Origin of the sequence: Streptomyces sp. SAJ15 (assembly GCF_007595705.1) — a bacterium.
Classification (GTDB): domain Bacteria; phylum Actinomycetota; class Actinomycetes; order Streptomycetales; family Streptomycetaceae; genus Streptomyces.
This window is the reverse complement of record NZ_NISY01000002.1, coordinates 547696-566319: the sequence shown is the minus strand read 5'-3', so window position 1 is coordinate 566319 and position 18624 is coordinate 547696. Positions and strand designations below refer to the sequence as shown.

Here is an 18624-nt window from a genome sequence, read left to right as displayed (position 1 = left end):
CCGCGCGCGTAGCAGCACGGCCGGACGGTAGCGCGAGTGAACTCCCCGACAGAAGAGGGTGGAAGGGCACGCTCGGCCGCGCAGCATACGGGAACCGGCCACCTGGGGCGGGCGTTTCGGCGGGATGTCGTTCTCATGACAGAAAGCGCCATGGACATGATTCACCCGTGATGAGTACATAGAGTCCGGAGTGATCGTTCTCCCCTACGAGTTGGAGGACTCGTGCGTCACAGACTCATCGTCCCGAGCGCGGCCGCGGCCGCCCTGCTGCTGGCGATCCCGGCATCGGCGGCCGAAGGCACCCCGGGCGCCCCCGGCCTCGGGGACACCTACTACCCGACCAGCGGCAACGGCGGGTACGACGTCTCCCACTACGATCTGCGCCTGAAGTACCAACCGAAGACCGACCTCCTGGAAGGCACGGCGACCCTCAACGCCACCGCCAAGCAGGACCTGTCGCGCTTCAATCTCGACTTCGCCCTCCAGGTCGACTCCGTCCTGGTCGGCGGTAGGAAGGCGACCTTCGCCGCCACCGGTGACCACGAGCTGGAGGTCACCCCGGCCAGGCAGTTGGACGCGGGCAAGCCGTTCACCGTCGTGGTGCGGTACAAGGGCACCCCCTCCCAGGTCGAGGTCAACGGGTTCTCCGCCTGGCTGCGCACCCCGGACGGCGCGGTCGTGGCCAACCAGCCGGAGGGCGGCTGGTGGTGGTTCCCCAGCAACGACCACCCGACCGACAAGGCCACCTACGACATCTCGGTCGCGGTGCCGGACGGCACCCAGACCATCAGCAACGGCACGCTGCAGTCGACCAGTTCGCGGGCCGGCTGGACGCGCTACAACTGGCGCTCCAACAAGCCGCAGGCCACCTACCTGGCCACGCTGGCGGTGGGCAAGTTCGACGTCACCACCGACACCACGGCCGGCGGGCTGCCGGTCATCAACGCCTACAGCAAGGACCTGGGCGACAACGCGGGCGCCGCGCGCGCCAGCATCGAGCGCACCGCCGAGGTCGCCGACTGGCTGAGCGAGGTCTTCGGGCCGTACCCGTTCAACGCGCTGGGCGGCTATGTGCCGAACACCAAGACCGGCTACGCGCTGGAGACCCAGACCCGGCCGTTCTACAGCCCGCGGCAGTTCGCAGGCGGCGCCAACGTGTCGGTGGTCGTGCACGAGTTGGCGCACCAGTGGTACGGCGACAACGTCTCGCTCAAGGACTGGCGCGACATCTGGATCAACGAGGGCTTCGCCCGCTACTCGCAGTGGCTGTGGTCGGAGAAGGAGGGCGAGGGCACCGCCCAGGAGATCGCGGACTACGTCTACGCCTCGCGGGCGGCCGACGACCCGTTCTGGAAGGTCAAGCCGGGCGACCCGGGCGCCGAGAACCAGTTCCACATCGCGGTCTACGACCGTGGCGCGCTGGCGCTCCAGGCACTGCGCAACGAGATCGGCGACGAGGACTTCTTCACCATCCTCAAGCAGTGGCAGACGGAGAACCGCTACGGCAACGCCTCGGTCCGCGACTTCGAGAAGTTCGCCGAGAAGGTCTCCGGCAAGCCGCTCTCCACGCTCTTCGACACCTGGCTGTTCACGCCGTCCAAGCCCACCGTGGGCCCCGGCAAGACCGGCTCGATCGCGGAGCGGGCCGCAGAGTCCGCGAAGTCGAAGGCGCGGGGGAAGCAGGCCGCGCCCACGGTCAAGCAGCCCAGGTCGTGGAAGCAGATCCAGGCCACCAACGGCGTCCACGAGCACAAGCACCGGCACGGGCACTGACCCGTCCCACCCCCGCCGCCCGCGGGTGACCGGCGCCCCCGTCGCGCCGGTCACCCGCGGGCCCTCCTCTTCCCCCGCCCCCGACCCACACCGCGCGCCCTCGCCCCGGCCCCGGCCCCCGGTCTTCGCCCCGCTCACCGGCCCGTCCGCGTCCCCCGTCACTTTCACACCACCACTGAGACAGCAATACTGTTGCGGCGGAGGTCAGGGAAGCGAGCGGAGGGCGAGGCGCCGATGACGACGGACACCGGGACCGGGGATGCGACGCTCACCGTCGACGAGTTGGCCGCGCGTGCCGGGGTGACCGTCCGCACGGTGCGCTTCTACAGCACCCGGGGGCTGTTGCCGCCGCCGGTGCTGGGGCCGCGCCGGGTCGGCCACTACGGCCCCGAGCACCTGTCCCGACTGGCGCTGATCGAGGAGCTCCAGCACCACGGGATGACGCTGGCCGCCATCGAACGCTACCTCGACCAGCTCCCCGCCGAGCTGACCGCGCACGACCTGGCCATCCACCGCGCCCTGGTGGCGTCCTGGCTCCCGGACGCGCCCCAGGAGACCAGCCGGGCACAGCTGGAGCGGCGGGCCGGGCGGGCGCTCACGGAGGAGGACATCGACCGGCTGGCCGCGATGAGCGTGCTGACCCGCACGGAGGACCCGGACGTCTTCCGGACCGACCCCGGGATCCTGCATCTGGGCATGCGGCTGCTGGACGTGCCGATCGGGCTGGAGGCGATCCGCGCCGCCCACACCGTGGTGGAGGAGCACACCCGCTCGGCCGCGCGCGAGCTGAGCCGGCTGTTCCGGGACGAGGTGTGGGGCGAGGAGCTGCACGAGATCAAGTCGCTCTCCGCCCATATGCAGCCGCTGGTCGTCCAGGCGCTGGTGGTGGCCTTCCAACGGTCGCTGAAGCAGGAGCTGCGGGCCTGGTACGGGGAGGGCTGACCGCCGGAGCCGCCGCCGGTGCGGGCGGCGGCTCCGGCGCGACGCGGGCCGTGGCGGAGGTCAGCCGGCGGTGTCGCCGAACCGCTCCCCCTTCGCCGCCTTGTCCAACAGCAGCGCGGGCGGGGCGAAGCGCTCGCCGTACGCCTCCTGCAACTCCCGGGCGCGGGCCACGAAACCGGGCAGCCCGACGAGTTCCTCCCGCCCTGCCCCAGCGTGTTCCTCCCGCCCTGCCCCACCCTGGTATCCGTTGATGTACTGCAGGACGCCACCGGTCCAGCCGGGGAAGCCGATGCCGAGGATCGAGCCGATGTTGGCGTCGGCGACCGAGGTGAGGACGCCCTCCTCCAACAGCCGGACGGTGTCCAGCGCCTCGGCGAATAGCATCCGCTCCTGCATGTCGCGGAACGGGATCCCGGCGCCCTCGGTGGTGAAGTGCTCGCGCAGCCCCGGCCACAGCCGGCCCCGCCGCCCGGTCTCCGGGTCGTAGTCGTAGAAGCCGGCTCCGCCGCTGCGCCCGGGCCGCCCGAACTCGTCGACCATGCGGTCGACGACCGCGTCCGCCGGGTGCGGCCGCCAGGTGCCGCCGGCCTCCTCGACCGCCCGCCGGCTCTCCTCGCGGATCTTGCGCGGCAGGGTGAGGGTGAGCTCGTCCAGCAGGGACAGCACCTTGGCGGGGTAGCCGGCCTGGGCCGCCGCCTGCTCGATGGAGGCGGGCTCGATGCCCTCCCCCACCATCGCCACTCCCTCGTTGACGAACTGGCCGATGACGCGGGAGGTGAAGAAGCCGCGCGAGTCGTTGACCACGATGGGGGTCTTGCGGATCTGCCGCACCAGGTCGAAGGCGCGGGCCAGCGCCTCGTCGCCGGTCCGCTCGCCCTTGATGATCTCGACCAGGGCCATCTTGTCGACGGGCGAGAAGAAGTGCAGCCCGATGAAGTCCTCCGGGCGGCCCACCCCTTCGGCGAGCTCGGTGATGGGCAGGGTGGAGGTGTTCGAGCACAGCAGGGCGTCCGGCGCCACGACGGACTCGATCTCCTGGAACACCTTCCGCTTCAGCGCCGGGTCCTCGAAGACCGCCTCGATGACGGCGTCGCAGCCGGCGAGCTCGGCGGGGTCGGCGGTCGGCGTGATGCGGGCCAGCAGCGCGTCCCGCTCGGCCTCGGTGGTCCGCCCCTTGGCCAGCGCCTTGTCCAGCAGCCCGGCGGAGTACGCCTTGCCCTTGGCCGCGGCCTCCGGGGAGACGTCCTTGAGCACCACCTCGATGCCCGCCTTCGCGCAGGCGTAGGCGATGCCCGCGCCCATCATCCCGGCGCCCAGGACGGCGACCTTCCGCACCCGGCGCGGCTCGATCCCGTCCGGGCGGCTGAGACCGGAGTTGACCGCCTGGAGGTCGAAGAAGAACGCCTGGATCATGTTCTTGGCGACCTGGCCGGTCACCAGCTCGGTGAAGTAGCGGGCCTCGATGAGCTGCGCGGTCTCGAAGTCCACCTGGGCGCTCTCCACGGCGGCGGCCAGGATGTTGCGCGGCGCCGGATACGGGGCGCCGGCCAGCTGCTTCTTCAGGGTCGCCGGGAAGGCGGGCAGGTTGGCGGCGAACTTCGGCTGCGCCGGGGTGCCGCCCGGGATCCGGTACCCCTTGACGTCCCAGGGCTGCCGGGACTCGGGGTGGGCGTCGATGAAGGCGCGGGCCTTGGCCAGCAGCTCCTCCGGGGTGGCGGCCAGCTCGTGCACCAGCCCCTCCGCCAGCGCCCGCCGCGGGTCGTACCGCCGGCCCTCCAGCAACACCTTGAGCAGGGCGTCGGTGATGCCCAGCAGCCGTACGGTCCGGACCACGCCGCCGCCGGCCGGGAGCAGGCCGAGCGTCACCTCCGGCAGGCCGATCTTCGAGCCGGGGGTGTCCAGCGCGACCCGGTGGTGGCAGGCGAGCGCGATCTCGTAACCCCCGCCGAGCGCCGTCCCGTTGATGGCGGCCACCACCGGCTTGCCCAGCGTCTCCAGGCGGCGCAGGTCGCGCTTGATCGCCAGACCGGTGTCATGGGCCGACTGGGCCTGGTCCGGGCCGATCCGGATCATGTCCCGGAGGTCGCCGCCGGCGAAGAAGGTCTTCTTGGCGGAGGTGACGATGATGCCGCGGATGCCGTCCCGCTCGGCCTCGGCACGGTCGGCGACCGCCGCGAGGGCCTCGGTGAAGGCCCGGTTCATGGTGTTGGCCGACTGGCCGGGGTCGTCGAGGACCAGGGTGACGACGCCGGTGTCGTCCTGCTCCCAGCGGATGGCCGGGGCCTCGGGGGCCGTCGCCGGGACGGCCTCGCCGCCCGCCGGGGAAGTCGCTGCGAGTGACTCGCTCATGCTGTCGTTGCTCCGTAGGCTCGGGGAGGGAAGGGGACGTGACGGTCGGCGGTCGACTGAGGCGCCCGGAGGCGAACCGAGCCCTCGGGAGAGCGGACCGTCGTCACCCCAGTCGCTCGACGATGGTGGCGATGCCCATGCCGCCGCCCACGCACAGCGTGGCCAGCCCGTACCGCAGGTCGCGGCGCTCCAGTTCGTCGACGAGGGTGCCGAGGATCATCGCTCCGGTGGCGCCCAGCGGGTGGCCCATGGCGATCGCGCCGCCGTTGACGTTCACCTTGTCCAGGCTCAGGCCCATGTCCTTGGCGTAGCGCAGCACGACGGCCGCGAACGCCTCGTTGATCTCGACGAGGTCGATGTCGTCGATGGTCAGGCCGGCCTTGGCGAGCGCCTTGCGGGAGGCGGGAGCGGGACCGGTGAGCATGATGGTCGGGTCGGCGCCGGAGACGGCGGCGGAGACGATCCGGGCCCGCGGGGTGAGTCCGTAGCGCTCGCCGACCGCGCGGGAGCCGATCGCCACCAGGGCCGCGCCGTCCACGATGCCGGAGGAGTTCCCCGCGTGGTGGACGTGGTCGATCGCCTCGACCCAGTGGTACTTCTGCAGCGCCACGGCGTCGAAGCCGGCGGCCTCGCCGATGGTGGCGAAGGAGGGCCTGAGGGCGGCCAGGGTCTCGGGGGTGGTGCCCGGCCGGATGTGCTCGTCCCGGTCGAGGACGACCAGGCCGTTGCGGTCGCGGACCGGGACGACGGAGCGGTCGAAGCGGCCGTCCTTCCACGCCTCGGCGGCGCGCTCCTGGGAGCGGGCGGCGTAGGAGTCCACGTCGTGGCGGGTGAAGCCCTCGACGGTGGCGATGAGGTCGGCGCTGACGCCCTGCGGGATGAAGCCGGTCTCGAAGTTGGTCATCGGGTCGTTGAACCAGGCGCCCCCGTCGGAGCCCATGGGCACCCGTGACATCGACTCCACGCCGCCGGCCAGCACCAGGTCCTCCCAGCCGGCGCGGACCTTGGCCGCGGCCGAGTTGACCGCTTCCAGGCCGGAGGCGCACCAGCGGTTCTCCTGGACGCCGGCGACCGTGTCGGGCAGGCCGGCGGAGATCGCCGCGACCTTGGCGATGTCGGCGCCCTGGTCGCCGAGCGGGCTCACCACGCCGAGCACGATGTCGTCGACGGCCGCCGGGTCGAGGTCGGGGAAGCGCCGTCGGAGCTCGTCGATGAGGCCCACGACGAGGTCGACGGGCTTGGTGCCGTGCAGTGAGCCGTTGGCCTTGCCGCGGCCGCGCGGCGTGCGGATCGCGTCGTACACGTACGCTTCGGTGGTCACGAGGGGAGCCTTTCCACGTCGATTCGCCCTGGTTCAGTCGGAGAGCAGCGAGCGACCGATGATCTCCTTCATGATCTCGGTGGTCCCGCCGTAGATCGTCTGGATGCGGCCGTCGGTGAACGCCTTCGCGACCGGGTACTCCGCCATGTAGCCGTAGCCGCCGTGGAGTTGCAGACAGCGGTCGGCGACCCGCTTCTGCAGCTCGGTCGCCCACCACTTGGCCATCGAGGCGTGCACGGCGTCGAGGCCGCCGGCCGTGTGCTCGGTGACGCAGCGGTCGAGGAAGGTGCGGGTGACGGCGCACTCGGTGGCCATCTCGGCGATCTCGAAGCGGATGTGCTGGAGCTTGGCCAGCGGCCGGCCGAACGCCTCGCGCTCCCTGACGTACCGAGTGGTGATCTCCAGCAGGTGCTCGGCGGCGGCGATGGCGGACACCGCGATGGAGAGCCGCTCCTGGGCGAGGTTGTTCATCAGGTGGACGAAGCCGCCGTGCAACTCGCCCAGCAGGTTCTCCTTCGGCACGATGACGTCGTTGAAGAACAGCTCGGCGGTGTCCTGCGCCTTCTGGCCGATCTTGTCCAGGTTGCGGCCGCGCTCGAAGCCCGCCATGCCGCGCTCGACCACCAGCAGGCTCAGCCCCTTCGCGCCGCCCTCCGGGGTGGTCTTGGCGACCACGATCACCAGGTCGGCGAGGATGCCGTTGGAGATGAAGGTCTTGGCGCCGTTGAGCACCCAGTGGTCGCCGCGGTCGGTGGCGGTGGTGCGGATCCCCTGGAGGTCGGAGCCGGCACCCGGCTCGGTCATGGCGATGGCGGTGATGATCTCGCCGGAGCAGAAGCCGGGCAGCCAGCGGCGCTTCTGCTCCTCGGTGGCCAGTGAGGTGAGGTACGGGCCGATGATGTCGTTGTGCAGCGGTATGGCCAGCCCCGAGCAGCCCGCGCGGGCCAGCTCCTCGGAGATCACCGCCCCGTAGCGGTAGTCCGCGGCCCCGCCCCCGCCGTACTCCTCGGGGACCGAGGGCCCCAGCAGCCCCTGTCGGCCGGCGGCCAGCCACGCCTCGCGGTCGACCACGCCGTCCTTCTCCCACCGCTCGTGGTGGGGCAGCACCTCCTTGGCGACGAAGGTGCGGACGGTCTCGCGGAACGCGTCGTGCTCCGCGGTGAAGATCTCGCGCTTCATTCCTCGGTCTCCTTCGGCCGGCCGGGGCCGGCGGCGTCCCGCTGCCCGGGCTCGGGATGGGCGTCGGGTTCGGGGTGGGCGGACTCGGGATGGACGGTCAGGCCGGGGACGCCCCACTCGGCGGCCACCTCCGCGGTGTCCGCGCCGGGCCGGGCCGGGGGCCGGCGCACCGCGCACGGCGTGGCGGAGAAGCGCGGGGCGGGCGCGGGCTGGGTGATCCCGGCGTGTTCCACGAAGGTGTCCCGGGCCGTCAGGTGCGGGTGGTCGGGCGCCTCGCGCAGCGTCAGCACCGGCGCCACGCAGGCGTCGGACCCGGCGAAGACCTCCGTCCACTCCGCGCGGGTGCGCTCCTTGAACCGGGCGGCGATGGCGGAGCGCAGCTCTGCCCAGTGGTCGAAGTCCTCCCGGGCGGGCACCCGGTCGGCGATGCCCAGCAGTTCGATGAACTCGGCGTAGAACTTGCGCTCCAGGGCGCCGACCGCCATGTGGCCGCCGTCGGCGGTCTCATAGGTGCCGTAGAAGGGGGCGCCGCCGTCCAGCAGGTTGGCGCCGCGCCGGTCCTGCCAGCCACCGGCCGCCAGCAGGCCGTGGATCATCGCCGTGAGATGGGCGGTTCCGTCGACGATGGCGGCGTCGACGACCTGTCCGGCGCCGGTGGCGCGGGCGTGCTGGAGGGCGGCGAGGACGCCGATGACCAGGTAGAGCGAGCCGCCCGCGTAGTCGCCCAGGAGGTTGGCGGGGACGGCGGGCGGGTGGTCGGCCGAGGCGCCGATCATGGAGAGCGCGCCGGTGATGGCGATGTAGCCGATGTCGTGGCCGGCGGTGTCGGCCAGCGGGCCGTCCTGGCCCCACCCGGTCATCCGGCCGTAGACCAGCCGGGGATTGCGCTCCAGGCACTCCCGCGGCCCCACTCCGAGCCGCTCGGCCACGCCGGGGCGGTAGCCCTCGATGAGGACGTCGGCGCGCTGGGCGAGGTCGAGCACGGCGGCGGTGCCCTGCTCGGACTTGAGGTCGATGAGGACCGAGCGCTTGTTGCGGTTGGTCACGTCGTACGCGGGGTCGATGCGCAGCCCCGCGCCGCCGGGTCGGTCGACCCGGACGACATCGGCGCCGAGATCGGCCAGCAGCATGGCGGCGAACGGGCCGGGCCCGATCCCCGCGAGCTCCACCACACGCACTCCGGCCAGCGGGCCGTGCCCCTGCCGTGCCGCCGCCATCGGGCCCCCAAGTCTTGTGACACCAGTGCTGTAACACCGCTGATGCTAAGAACGCGTTCCAGTTTCCACAAGCCCCGACGCTCCGCTGGGGTCGGCTGAAAAACCGTGGTCCTCATGCCACTTGGCGTATCCCCGTACCGGGGGGCGCGCCATGGGTCGCGGTGAGCCCGGCACCGCCGGACCGCACCGCCGTGGTTCCTCACCGCCGCGGCCGGAGGACGTCGCCTGCCGCGGGCCGAAGAGGAGTCGTCAGCTCGCGTCCAACTCGGCGATGAGGCGCTTCGGGGCGATGGCGCGGTAGCTCTCCTCGACCCAGTCGCACAACAGCTCGGTGCGCGGAGCACCCCGCTCGGCCAGGGGTATGGAGACCCAGCCGGCCTTCCCCAGGCCATAGCCGGTCGGCGCGGCCCCGGGGACGGACATCGCGTGGGCGTGCGCCGCCTCGTCCCTGAGCTTCACCGTGACGCCGGGCGGGCGCTCCCCCTCCTCGTCGCCCAGGAAGACGAAGATCTTCTTGTTGACCTTGACGACGCTGTCGCCCCAGGGGAACTCCTCCACGGCTCCGGGCAGCGAGAGCGCGAAGGCGCGCACCGCCTCCCGCACCGTGTAGGGGTCGTTCTTCGCAGCCATCAGGTCCCTCCGCACGCCTCGTACACCTGGTACGCCCACACCTGGTACGCCTACTGCCGACCGGCGTTCTCCACGCTAGCCGGAGGCACTGACAACGGCCGCTCGGGCGTCAGCCGGTCGCCGTCGACGTCGGGATCGGACCCCTGGCCGGCCAGTCGGGCCAGCCGGCGCGGCACATCGCCCCCGATCAGCACGATCACCACCAGGGTCAACCCGAAGGTGAGCACCGCCAGCGCCCGGCCGAGCGACATCCCCTCGGCCAGGTGAGCGCCGAGCACCGGCGCCACCGCGCCGCCGAGCGCGCCGGTGTTGTAGACGAAGCCCAGCGACGCGGCGCGGGTGGCGGTGGGGAAGTGCCCGGCGAGGTACTTCGGCAGGATGCCGGAGACGCCCTGGCCGAGGGCGAGCAGGAAGAAGAGCGACACGCCCAGCCCGACCAGGCTGTGCCGCACCGCGAAGACGGGGAAGACGAAGGCGAGCGAGGCCAGCAGGGTGCCCGCGTACGCACGCCGGGTGCCGAACCGGTCGCCGGTGAAGCCGGCCAACCAGCAGCCGGCCATGGTTCCGAACCCGGCGGAGAACATCACGTCGGCGACCTCGGACGGCGCGTACCCCAGCTCGGACTTGAGGTAGGTCGGCAGCAGCGCCTGGATGGGCCAGCTGTAGAGGAACGCGCAGAACACGGTGCACATCAGCGCCACGTACACCACCCAGCCGCGGCGGCCGCCCAGCTGGACGGCGAAGGCGACCAGACACCCGGCGGCCAGCAGCGACAGCGGCCACACCAGGCCCCGGCCCACCGGGGTGAAGACGCAGAACAGCGCTCCGCTCGCGGCGGCGACGAGCAGCGCGTTGGCCGTCGCCCGCACCCGCCCGGTGAACAGCGGGCGGAAGGGGTTGGGGCGGGCCGCCCCGCCGCCCGTCTCGGCGCTCCACTCCGCCGCCTCCGGCAACGCCCGCCGCACCCACAGCGCGACCAGCACCGGGGCCACGCCTATCCAGAACATCCAGCGCCAGCCCCAGTGCGGGACCACCCACGTGTACAGCTCGGAGGCGAGGACGGTGCCGCCCGCGTACCCGGAGATGAGGAAGCCCGAGGCGCGGTTGCGCAGCCGCGCGGGCCAGCTCTCCAGGACGTAGGTGGCGCTGGCGCTGTACTCCCCCGCCATCCCCATCCCGATCAGCAGCCGCGCGGTGAACAGGCTGGTGTGGTTCCAGGCGAAGCCGCAGGCGAAGGTCCCCAGCGAGTAGAGCAGGATGGAGGCGATCATCGCGGGCTTGCGGCCGTAGCGGTCCCCCAGGGCACCCAGGAGGGCGCCGCCCAGCCAGCGGGTGACGAACGCCCCGGAGACCAGGCTGGCGGCGGAGGCGGTGGACAGGTCGAACTCGTCGGCGATCTCGGTCAGGACCAGCGTGATCAGCACGAAGTCGAAGCCGTCGAGCAGATAACCGACCCAGGCCGCGAACATCGCCTTCCACTGGCGGGGGGAGACCTCCCGGTACCAGCGCACGCCCCCCGAGGCGTCGGGATCCGGGGACACCCGGGACACCTCGGACCTCGGGGTCCCGACGGGCTCCGCGGGCCCCTGAGAAACGACCGGCTCCGGGGGCTCCGGCTCCCGCCGTCGGCCCCGCCGCCCGGTCATCGCAGGAGTCCCCCGTCCTCCAGGAACCGCCGTACGACCTTCAGCTCGGCGTCTCCGAGCGGCACCTGGGGGGCCGCGGTGGCGGGGCAGGCGATCACACCCAGGAGGTACAGGGCGGCCTTGAACCCGCCCAGGGCGGAGGAGCTGCCGCCCATCACCGACGGATCGCCCGTCTCGGTGAGCGCGAAGAGCGTGGCGAGCCGGTCCTGCTCGGCCGCCGCCTCACTCCAGCGGCCCGCGCGGGCGTGCTCGTACAGCCGCACATAGCCCTCCGGGTCGACGTTGCCCAGCCCCGGCACCACACCATGGGCGCCGGCCAGCAGCGCGCCGTCCACCGAGAGTTCGGAGCCGGTCAGCACGGAGAAGGCGCGGTCCAGGCCCCGCCGGCGCAGCTCCACCAGCAGCCGGCGCAGCGCCCCGTCGTCCCCGCTGCTGTCCTTGAGCCCGGCCAGGGTGGCGTCCTCGGCCAGGGGCAGCACGATCGCGGGCGTCAGCTTGGTGTGGACGGAGGCGGGGATGTCGTATCCGAACAGCGGCAGGTCCACCGTGCCGCGCAGCCGGCGGAAGTGGTCGCGCACCTCGGCCGGGTGGGTGCGGGTGTAGAAGGGCGCGGTGGCCACCAGCCCGTCGGCGCCGAGCTCCGCGGCCGCGCGGGCGTGGTCGAGCACCCGCGCGGTGGTCATGTCGACCACCCCGGCCAGCACCGGGACCCGGCCCTCGACCGCCTGGACCACCGTGGACAGGACCGTGCGCCGCTGGGCGTCGCTCAGATAGGCGGTCTCCCCGCTGGAGCCGAGCGCGAACAGACCGCTGACCCCCGCCGCCGTCAGCCGGTCGACCAGGGCGGCCAGCGAGCCGGTGTCGATGTCGCCGGTACGCGTCAGCGGGGTGCACAGGGGCGGGACCACCCCGGTGAGGGGAGCCGGAAGTCGCATGGGATCCAGCTTTCTGAACATTCGCGGGAATGCTCGACATACGTCAGGACGTTCGGGGGACGCTCGCGCCACGCGGGGGCCAAACGGACATGGGACGTCCTATGTCTGCGGCTGAATCTGCTTCAGCGACCCGGCAGTGTCAAGCCCTTGGCGACGTGCCGGCTCATGTTGACCCGAAAATCGGCGACTACATAGGGTGGTCGCGTCCGTACGGAAGATCGTGTGAACGACGAGAGGACGGCCGATGCGGCGACGGGACGACAGGGGACAACGCGCCTACGACGTCGTGTTGTTCGGCGCGACGGGCTTCGTCGGCACGCTCACCGCCGAGTACCTCGCCGAGCACGCCCCCGCGGACACCCGCTGGGCGCTGGCCGGCCGGAGCGAACACCGACTCAAGCGGCTGCGCGACCGGCTGACCACGCTCAACCCCGCCCTCGCCGACCTCCCCGTGCTGCGGGCCGACGTCGACGAGCCCGCGACGCTGCGCGCGGTCGCCGCCGACGCGCACGTCGTGGCGACCACCGTCGGCCCGTACTTCACCTACGGCGAGCCGCTGGTGGCCGCCTGCGCCGAGGCCGGCACCGACTATCTGGACCTGAGCGGCGAGCCGGAGTTCGTCGACCTGATGTACCTGCGCCACCACTCCCTGGCCCGAGAGACCGGGGCCCGGCTGATCCACGCGGGCGGCTTCGACTCGGTCCCGCACGACCTGGGCGTGCGCTACACGGTGGGCCGGCTGCCGGAGGGGGTGCCGCTGCGCGTGCGCGGCTTCGTGCGCACCAGCGCGCGCATCTCCGGCGGCACCTTCGCCTCCCTGTTGACCGGGCTCTCCCGGCCCGTCGGCATGGCCCGCACCGCCAAGGCCCGCCACCGCGCGGAGCCGGCGCCGCGGGGCCGTACGGTCCGCGCGGTGACCGGGGCGCCGCACCCGCTCACCGGCCTCGGCTCCGCCTGGGCGGTGCCCGCTCCCACCATCGACCCGCAGATCATCACCCGGTCCGCCGCCGCCCTGGACCGCTACGGGCCCGACTTCTCCTACGAGCACTACGCGGTGGTCAAGAACCTGCCCATGGTGCTGGGCGGCGTCGCCGGGGTCGGCGCGCTCTTCACGCTCGCCCAGGTGCCCTGGACCCGCGAGTGGCTCTCCGGGCGCCTCAAGCCGGGCGAGGGCCCGGACGCCGCCCGCCGAGCCCGCAGCTGGTTCACGCTCCGTTTCGCGGGCGAGGGCGGCGGGGAGCGCGTCATCACCGAGGTCTCCGGCGGCGACCCCGGCTATGACGAGACCGCCAAGATCTTCGCCGAGGGCGCGCTCTCCCTGGCCTTCGACGACCTGCCGCCGACGGCGGGTCAGGTCACCTCCGCGGTCGCCATGGGCGACGCCCTCACCGAACGGCTGATCCGGGCGGGCATCCGGTTCACCACGGTCACGAGGAGCTGACACCCCGCGGGCTCGCGGCCCCGGCCGACGCGAGGTCCGAATCCCGCCGGCCTCGGGCCGCCCGCCCGCGCAGGATGGGCGCATGAGTGGCGTCTACGAAGTGCGGGCCATCGCGCCCGAGGTGCTGGAGCGGCTGCGGGAGCGGGACGACGCGGGACGACCGCCGCGGCGGGTGACGGAGGACGGGGAAGGCGGCACCCCGCTGCGCTGCTGCCTCCGTCGCGGCGGACCGGGAGAGGAACTCGCCCTGCTCTCCTACGCCCCGCTGCGTCGCTGGGCCCGCGAGACCGGGGCCGAGCCGGGGGCGTACGACGAGACCGGCCCGGTCTTCGTCCACGCCGTCGACTGCGGCGGCTGGAGCGGTGACCCCGGCCGCTACCCCGTCGCCCTGCACGGCGAACGCCGCGTGCTGCGTGCCTACTCCGCGCGGGGCACCATCCTCGGCGGCCGGCTGCTCGACGGCCAGGCGGTCTCGGTCGACCGGGCGCTGACCGAGCTGTACGAGGACCCCGAGGTGGCCGCGGTGCACGTCCGCGCGGTCGAGTTCGGGTGCTTCCACGCGGAGACGCGGCGGGTCGCCGAAGCGCGGTGAGTGGGGACGTCCGGACCCGATCGAACCGTTGTTCAGGGCGAGCGTCGCTCCCCCTGAACGACGGTCAATCCTGCCACGCCAGCAGTGCCCTGCGGCACAGCGAGTCGGCGCGCCGTGTGCTCTCCGGCAGTCGGTAGTCACGCGCCAGGTGGAGGGTGTGCGCACAGGCGTCGGCCAGGCTCACCTTGTGCCCGACCGAGACGAAGACCGGCTTCACACCGTCCCTGGTGCGCAGCGCACGGCCGACCTCCTCATCTCCGTCGAGGAGCGGGGAGGAGTCGCCACGGCGCGGGCCGGGCGCCTCGTGGCGGAAGGTGAACGGGTTCTTGGCGACGCCGATGGACGGCAGGCCGGTGACCACGCCGAGGTGGCTGGCGAGGCCGAGGCGGCGCGGGTGGGCGAGGCCGTAGCCGTCGCAGACGACGAGGTCGGGGGTGTGGGCGAGGCGGTCCAGGGCGGCCAGCACGGTGGGCAGTTCCCGGAAGGCCAGCAGGCCGGGCACGTAGGGGAAGCTGACCCGGCCGACGGCGGTGACCTCCTCGACCGGCTCCAGCGTGGCGCCGTCGAGGGCGACCGCCGCCGCCACGACCACGTCCCGCTCGTCGTCGTAGGCCACGTCCACCCCGACGACGACGCCGGTGCCCGGCCGCGGGGCGGTGCCGTCGTCGTCGCGGACGACGCGCGTGCGCAGCCCGTCCTGGGCGGCGAGGGCCTCGGCCTCGGTGGTGGGCCAGTCGGCCGGCGGTTCGATCGGGGTTCGCGGCGTCGTCATGGTGCGCTCACGCTACTGGAATCGCTCATGCTTGCGGCGGGCGGGCGTAGCCTGGTGATCATGTTCGTACTGGAGCTCACCTACACCGCACCCATGGACCGCGTCGACGCCCTCCTCGACGACCACGTCGCCTGGCTCGAGGAGCAGTACGCCGCGGGCACCTTCGTGGCCTCCGGGCGCAAGGTGCCCCGCGACGGCGGGGTGATCCTCGCGGTCGCCGACGACCGCGCGACGATCGAGAGGATCGCGGCCACGGACCCCTTCACGGTCGCCGAGGTGTGCGCCTACCGCATCACGGAGTTCGTGGCCACGAAGACCGCGCCGGCGCTGACGGAGTACCGCCAGACGCTGGCGTGACCGGCCGTCCCGGCGGGGTGCTGAGGCCGTCGGCCGGGCCTGTCGGCCGGGGCTTTCGGCGGGGCTCCCGTGAGCGGTCGTCCGGCGGGTGCTGAGGCCGTCGGCCGGAGCTGCCGTGTGCGGTCGTCCCGGCGCGCTGAGGCCGTCGGGTGGGGTTCCCGTGAGCGGTCGCCCCGGCCGGTGCTGAGGCCGTCGGCCGGGCCGGCGCCGGTCAGCGCCGGCTGAGCCGCGCCACCCGGCCCTTCTCCCCCGACGCCCAGCACCCCCCGTCCGGCGCGCAGTCGACCGTGTCGTACGAGCCGTCGTCCACGGTGCGCCAGCGGCGGCCGCCGTCGGTGGTGAGGTCGGTGCCGGTGGGGCCCACGGCGAGGGCGGCGGCCCGGGTGTGCGGGAGCCAGGCGACCCCGGACCGGTAGGCCGGGGGCGGGGTCCGGGAGGGCGTCCAGGCGGTCCCGCCGTCGCGACTGACCGCGGCGGCGTGCGGAGACGGCCGGCCGGTGCGGTAGTCGCCGCCCACGGCGAGCCCGTGGCGGCCGCGGAAGGCGAGTGCGAAGACGCCGCGCGCGGGATCGCCCGCCGGGATGGGCGCGTCGGCGACGCTCCAGGTGCGGCCCCGATCGGCGGAGTGCAGGACACGGGCGGTCGCGGCGCCGCCCGTGGCGATCCAGGCGTGCCGGCCGGAGCCGGTCAGACACTGGCCGCCGGCGGCGAACGCGGCCTCGCCCGGCTGGGCGGCCGGCATCCCGTCCGACGGCAGCACCCGCCAGCTGCGCCCGCCGTCCCCGGTGGCCAGGACGCGGTACCTGCCGTCCACCGGATCGCTGAGCGCGAGGCCGCTGCGGGTGTCGAAGAAGGTCATGCAGTCGTAGAAGGCGCGCGGGTCGGGGTTGCGGAAGGTTTCGGTCCAGGTGGCGCCCCCGTCCTCCGTACGGAGCACCCGGGACGCCTCGCCCTCGCCGATGGCGAGCACGACGGCGCGCCGCGCGTCGAACGCCTCGACGTCCCGGAACTCCAGGCCCTCGGCGCCGGGCGGCGATACGTTTCGCCATGTGCGGCCGCCGTCGCGGGTGCGCAGCACCGTGCCCTTCGCCCCCGCCACCCAGGCCGTGTCGCGGCTGACGGCGGCCAGGCCGCGGAACCGCGCGTCGGTGCCGGTGTCCGTCAGCCGCCACCCGGGATCACGCTGCGGCGCGGCCGACGCGGCCGGCGCGGCGAGCCCCGTGGCCAACAGCGCGGCGCAGAAGCCCGCCGCCAGTGCGCTTCTCGTCCCCATGCCCCTCATGGGGACGGAAGCTAGCCCATCGGGTGGCGGCGTGTACGCCGAATCGCGGGACCGGTCCGGCCTTCCTATCGTGGGGCGGGGGAGCGAGGAGAGGCACCGTATGACACTCACGGTCACCGATGTCCCGAAGGAGCAGCGCTTCGAGGCCCGCCTCGACGGAGAGCTCGCCGGCTTCGCCCGCTACATACGCACGCACGATCTGATCGCCTTCGTGCACACCGAGGTGGACCCCGCCTTCGAGGGGCAGGGCGTCGGTTCGGCGATGGCCCGCACCGCACTGGACTCGGCCCGCGCCGACGGACTGGAGGTCCTGGCCGCGTGCCCCTTCATCTCGGGCTGGATGGCGCGCCATCCCGAGTATTTGACGCTCGCCTACACCAATCGCAGCCGGGTGACGGACTGATGGCCATGAACGAGCATGTGACGACCTACTCCTATGACGGGCCGCACGAGGGCACCATCGTCACCGTCACCTTCGAGGCCCGGCGGTGTCTGCACGCCGGCGAGTGCCTGCGCGGGCTGCCGCAGGTCTTCGACACCCGGAAACGGCCCTGGATCCAGCCGGACGCGGCACCCGTGGAGGTGATCGCGGACATCGTCCGGCGCTGTCCGTCGGGCGCCCTGCGCTACGAGCTGGCGGACGGACGCACCGAGGAGCCCGTACGGCCGACCTCGGTCACCCGCTCGCCCCGCGGTCAACTCGTGGTGCGCGGTGAACTGCTGGTCGAGACCGGCGAGGGACCGCGCCGGGAGATGCGGGCGACGCTGTGCGGGTGCGGCGAGAGCCGGAACCCGCCGTACTGCGATCACGCCGGCCCGTGCGGAGAGGCCGCGCTCGCCGACCTGGATTCATAAGCCTAAAAGGCAAATAATCCGATTAATCAAAGGAGAGTGACGCACGTCACGTGGGTTTCGGATGCACTGCTCGAATGGTCTGGACGTCTTACCCACCGAAGAGGGGCAACGACCCGCAACGATCGCAAGGGAGCCGGCGATGTCCATCGTGTTCGACCAAGCCGTCCAGGCCCGCCTCATCGCGTCGACGCCCGAGGCTCGCGCCATCCCGGCGACCCTGCGGTACGCGCCCGAGGACCCGTTCGCGGTCCGTGTCTCCTTCCCGCCGGCCGCCTCGCTGGACGGCGACGGCGTGGAGTGGGTGTTCGGCCGTGAGCTGCTCGCCGCCGGGCTGCGCGGCCCGGCCGGCAACGGCGATGTGCAGGTGTGGCCCTGCGGCCGCGAGCGGACCATGCTCGAGTTCCACGCCACGGAGGGCGTGGCCATGGTCCAGTTCGCCACCGCCGACCTGCGGCGCTTCCTGAGCCGCTCCTACGAGCTGGTCGACGAGGGCAGCGAGGGCGGGCTGCTCGATCTGGACCGCGAGCTGTCCGCGCTGCTCCGGGACGCCTGAGGGGGTCCGAAGCGACGGTTCAGCCAGTGGTGGCCGCGGCTGTCGTCACCGCTCCGCTCAGCGCGACGGCCAACCCTCTCCGCACCTCCGCGACCGGCCTGGCCGCCCCGGGCGCGGCCCGCTGACCGCGCTGCTCCAGAGCGACGATCCGGGCCTTGCGGGTCCTGGCGTCGTCCGCCGTGACGACCGCACGGAGCTCGCCGGCGGCGGCCAGGGCGATCAGTGCCGCGTCCTCGGCGGCGACCTCGGCCACCCCCTCCTCCTCGCGCAGCACCCGCCGCGCGTCCACCCGCAGCGCCCGGACCGCGTCCGCGCGCTCCAGCGCGACCCGCTTCACCGGGAAGAGGCCCAGCGCCCGCCGGGTGGTCAGCCGCAGATAGCCCGCCGCCGCCAACTCGTCCCGCACCCCGACGAGGGTGGACCGCGCCCGGTGGGTCACCCAGGACGGCCAGCTGCGCGGCCGGGACTCGGCGATGCGCTCCAGCAGCGCGTCGAGCGGTGGATCGCCGGTGACGGCGTCCGGCAGCGGACGGGGCGCGCCGTCCGCGTCGGCCAGCATGCCGCGCTGCACCAGCTCGGTCAGCGCCCCCGCCCGCACCAGGTAGGGCAGGTGCCCCTCGTAGCCCGGCTCGCCGGTGTCGGGGTCCCAGGCGAGCAGGTAGAGCTTGGCGGCGAGCGAGAACGATCCGTTGGGCACCGGAGCCTCCGAAGGTGCGGTGTGCCCCCTGCCCCGACGATAGCCAGCCGAGCCCGTGCGCACCCGGTGTGCGCGCACGGGCC

18 protein-coding genes are annotated in these 18624 nt (G+C 73.2%); 8 read left to right on the top strand and 10 right to left on the bottom strand.

Annotated features, from left to right (window positions below; translation table 11 throughout):
• Window positions 1-222 precede the first annotated feature (222 nt).
• The gene (locus CD790_RS07860) at window positions 223-1773 is read left to right on the top strand and encodes a M1 family metallopeptidase (RefSeq protein WP_144382305.1); all 1551 of its coding nucleotides are present in this window, start codon (window positions 223-225) and stop codon (window positions 1771-1773) included.
• 234 nt (window positions 1774-2007) lie between these two features.
• Window positions 2008-2715: a MerR family transcriptional regulator gene (locus CD790_RS07855; protein WP_144382304.1), complete on the top strand. Its 708-nt coding sequence runs from the start codon at window positions 2008-2010 to the stop codon at window positions 2713-2715.
• Between the two features lie 60 nt (window positions 2716-2775).
• On the opposite strand, the gene CD790_RS07850 is transcribed toward CD790_RS07855, so the two are convergent.
• From CD790_RS07850 to CD790_RS07820, 7 genes are all read right to left on the bottom strand, one after another.
• Complete coding sequence (locus CD790_RS07850; protein ID WP_144382303.1) at window positions 2776-5064, bottom strand: 3-hydroxyacyl-CoA dehydrogenase NAD-binding domain-containing protein; 2289 nt, start codon at window positions 5062-5064, stop codon at window positions 2776-2778.
• Window positions 5065-5167: 103 nt separating this feature from the next.
• Complete coding sequence (locus CD790_RS07845) at window positions 5168-6385, bottom strand: acetyl-CoA C-acetyltransferase (protein WP_144382302.1); 1218 nt, start codon at window positions 6383-6385, stop codon at window positions 5168-5170.
• Window positions 6386-6418: 33 nt separating this feature from the next.
• Window positions 6419-7564: an acyl-CoA dehydrogenase family protein gene (locus CD790_RS07840; RefSeq protein WP_144382301.1), complete on the bottom strand. Its 1146-nt coding sequence runs from the start codon at window positions 7562-7564 to the stop codon at window positions 6419-6421.
• Entirely contained in the window at window positions 7561-8781 is a 1221-nt protein-coding gene (locus tag CD790_RS07835; RefSeq protein ID WP_144382300.1) for a CaiB/BaiF CoA-transferase family protein, read from the bottom strand. Before CD790_RS07835 ends, CD790_RS07840 begins: the two co-directional genes overlap by 4 nt.
• A 249-nt stretch (window positions 8782-9030) precedes the next feature.
• Window positions 9031-9411, bottom strand: a complete 381-nt coding sequence (locus tag CD790_RS07830; protein WP_144382299.1) for an MmcQ/YjbR family DNA-binding protein — start codon at window positions 9409-9411, stop codon at window positions 9031-9033.
• Between the two features lie 50 nt (window positions 9412-9461).
• A complete protein-coding gene (locus CD790_RS07825; protein ID WP_399217104.1) occupies window positions 9462-10952 on the bottom strand; it encodes a sialate:H+ symport family MFS transporter in 1491 nt (496 codons plus the stop codon).
• A gap of 101 nt (window positions 10953-11053) precedes the next feature.
• A complete protein-coding gene (locus tag CD790_RS07820) occupies window positions 11054-11992 on the bottom strand; it encodes a dihydrodipicolinate synthase family protein (RefSeq protein WP_144382297.1) in 939 nt (312 codons plus the stop codon).
• Between the two features lie 244 nt (window positions 11993-12236).
• On the opposite strand from CD790_RS07820, the gene CD790_RS07815 reads away from it, so the two are divergent.
• Together CD790_RS07815 and CD790_RS07810 are read left to right on the top strand one after the other, a co-directional pair.
• On the top strand, window positions 12237-13433 hold the full coding sequence (locus tag CD790_RS07815; RefSeq protein WP_144382296.1) for a trans-acting enoyl reductase family protein: 1197 nt from the start codon (window positions 12237-12239) through the stop codon (window positions 13431-13433).
• Between the two features lie 82 nt (window positions 13434-13515).
• Window positions 13516-14025, top strand: coding sequence for a DUF1203 domain-containing protein (locus CD790_RS07810; protein WP_144382295.1), 510 nt, complete (start codon window positions 13516-13518; stop codon window positions 14023-14025).
• Between the two features lie 64 nt (window positions 14026-14089).
• Here the strand turns inward: CD790_RS07810 and CD790_RS07805 are convergent, their stop codons facing one another.
• Window positions 14090-14797: an endonuclease V gene (locus CD790_RS07805; protein ID WP_144382294.1), complete on the bottom strand. Its 708-nt coding sequence runs from the start codon at window positions 14795-14797 to the stop codon at window positions 14090-14092.
• Between the two features lie 60 nt (window positions 14798-14857).
• Between CD790_RS07805 and CD790_RS07800 the strand changes: the two genes are divergently transcribed.
• Window positions 14858-15154 carry a YciI family protein gene (locus tag CD790_RS07800; RefSeq protein ID WP_144382293.1) on the top strand — a complete coding sequence of 99 codons (297 nt, stop codon included), beginning with the start codon at window positions 14858-14860 and terminating at the stop codon, window positions 15152-15154.
• A gap of 211 nt (window positions 15155-15365) precedes the next feature.
• On the opposite strand, the gene CD790_RS07795 is transcribed toward CD790_RS07800, so the two are convergent.
• Window positions 15366-16427, bottom strand: coding sequence for a YCF48-related protein (locus CD790_RS07795; protein WP_144382292.1), 1062 nt, complete (start codon window positions 16425-16427; stop codon window positions 15366-15368).
• A 109-nt stretch (window positions 16428-16536) separates the two neighbouring features.
• Between CD790_RS07795 and CD790_RS07790 the strand changes: the two genes are divergently transcribed.
• The 3 genes from CD790_RS07790 to CD790_RS07780 all read left to right on the top strand — a co-directional run bounded on the left by CD790_RS07790 (window position 16537) and on the right by CD790_RS07780 (window position 17844).
• Complete coding sequence (locus tag CD790_RS07790; RefSeq protein ID WP_144382291.1) at window positions 16537-16839, top strand: GNAT family N-acetyltransferase; 303 nt, start codon at window positions 16537-16539, stop codon at window positions 16837-16839.
• 5 nt (window positions 16840-16844) lie between these two features.
• Window positions 16845-17291 (top strand): (4Fe-4S)-binding protein, encoded by a 447-nt coding sequence (locus CD790_RS07785; protein ID WP_144382290.1) that lies wholly within the window; start codon window positions 16845-16847, stop codon window positions 17289-17291.
• Between the two features lie 139 nt (window positions 17292-17430).
• Complete coding sequence (locus CD790_RS07780; RefSeq protein WP_144382289.1) at window positions 17431-17844, top strand: SsgA family sporulation/cell division regulator; 414 nt, start codon at window positions 17431-17433, stop codon at window positions 17842-17844.
• A gap of 19 nt (window positions 17845-17863) precedes the next feature.
• On the opposite strand, the gene CD790_RS07775 is transcribed toward CD790_RS07780, so the two are convergent.
• Entirely contained in the window at window positions 17864-18541 is a 678-nt protein-coding gene (locus tag CD790_RS07775) for a GPP34 family phosphoprotein (protein WP_144382288.1), read from the bottom strand.
• Between the last annotated feature and the right edge of the window lie 83 nt (window positions 18542-18624).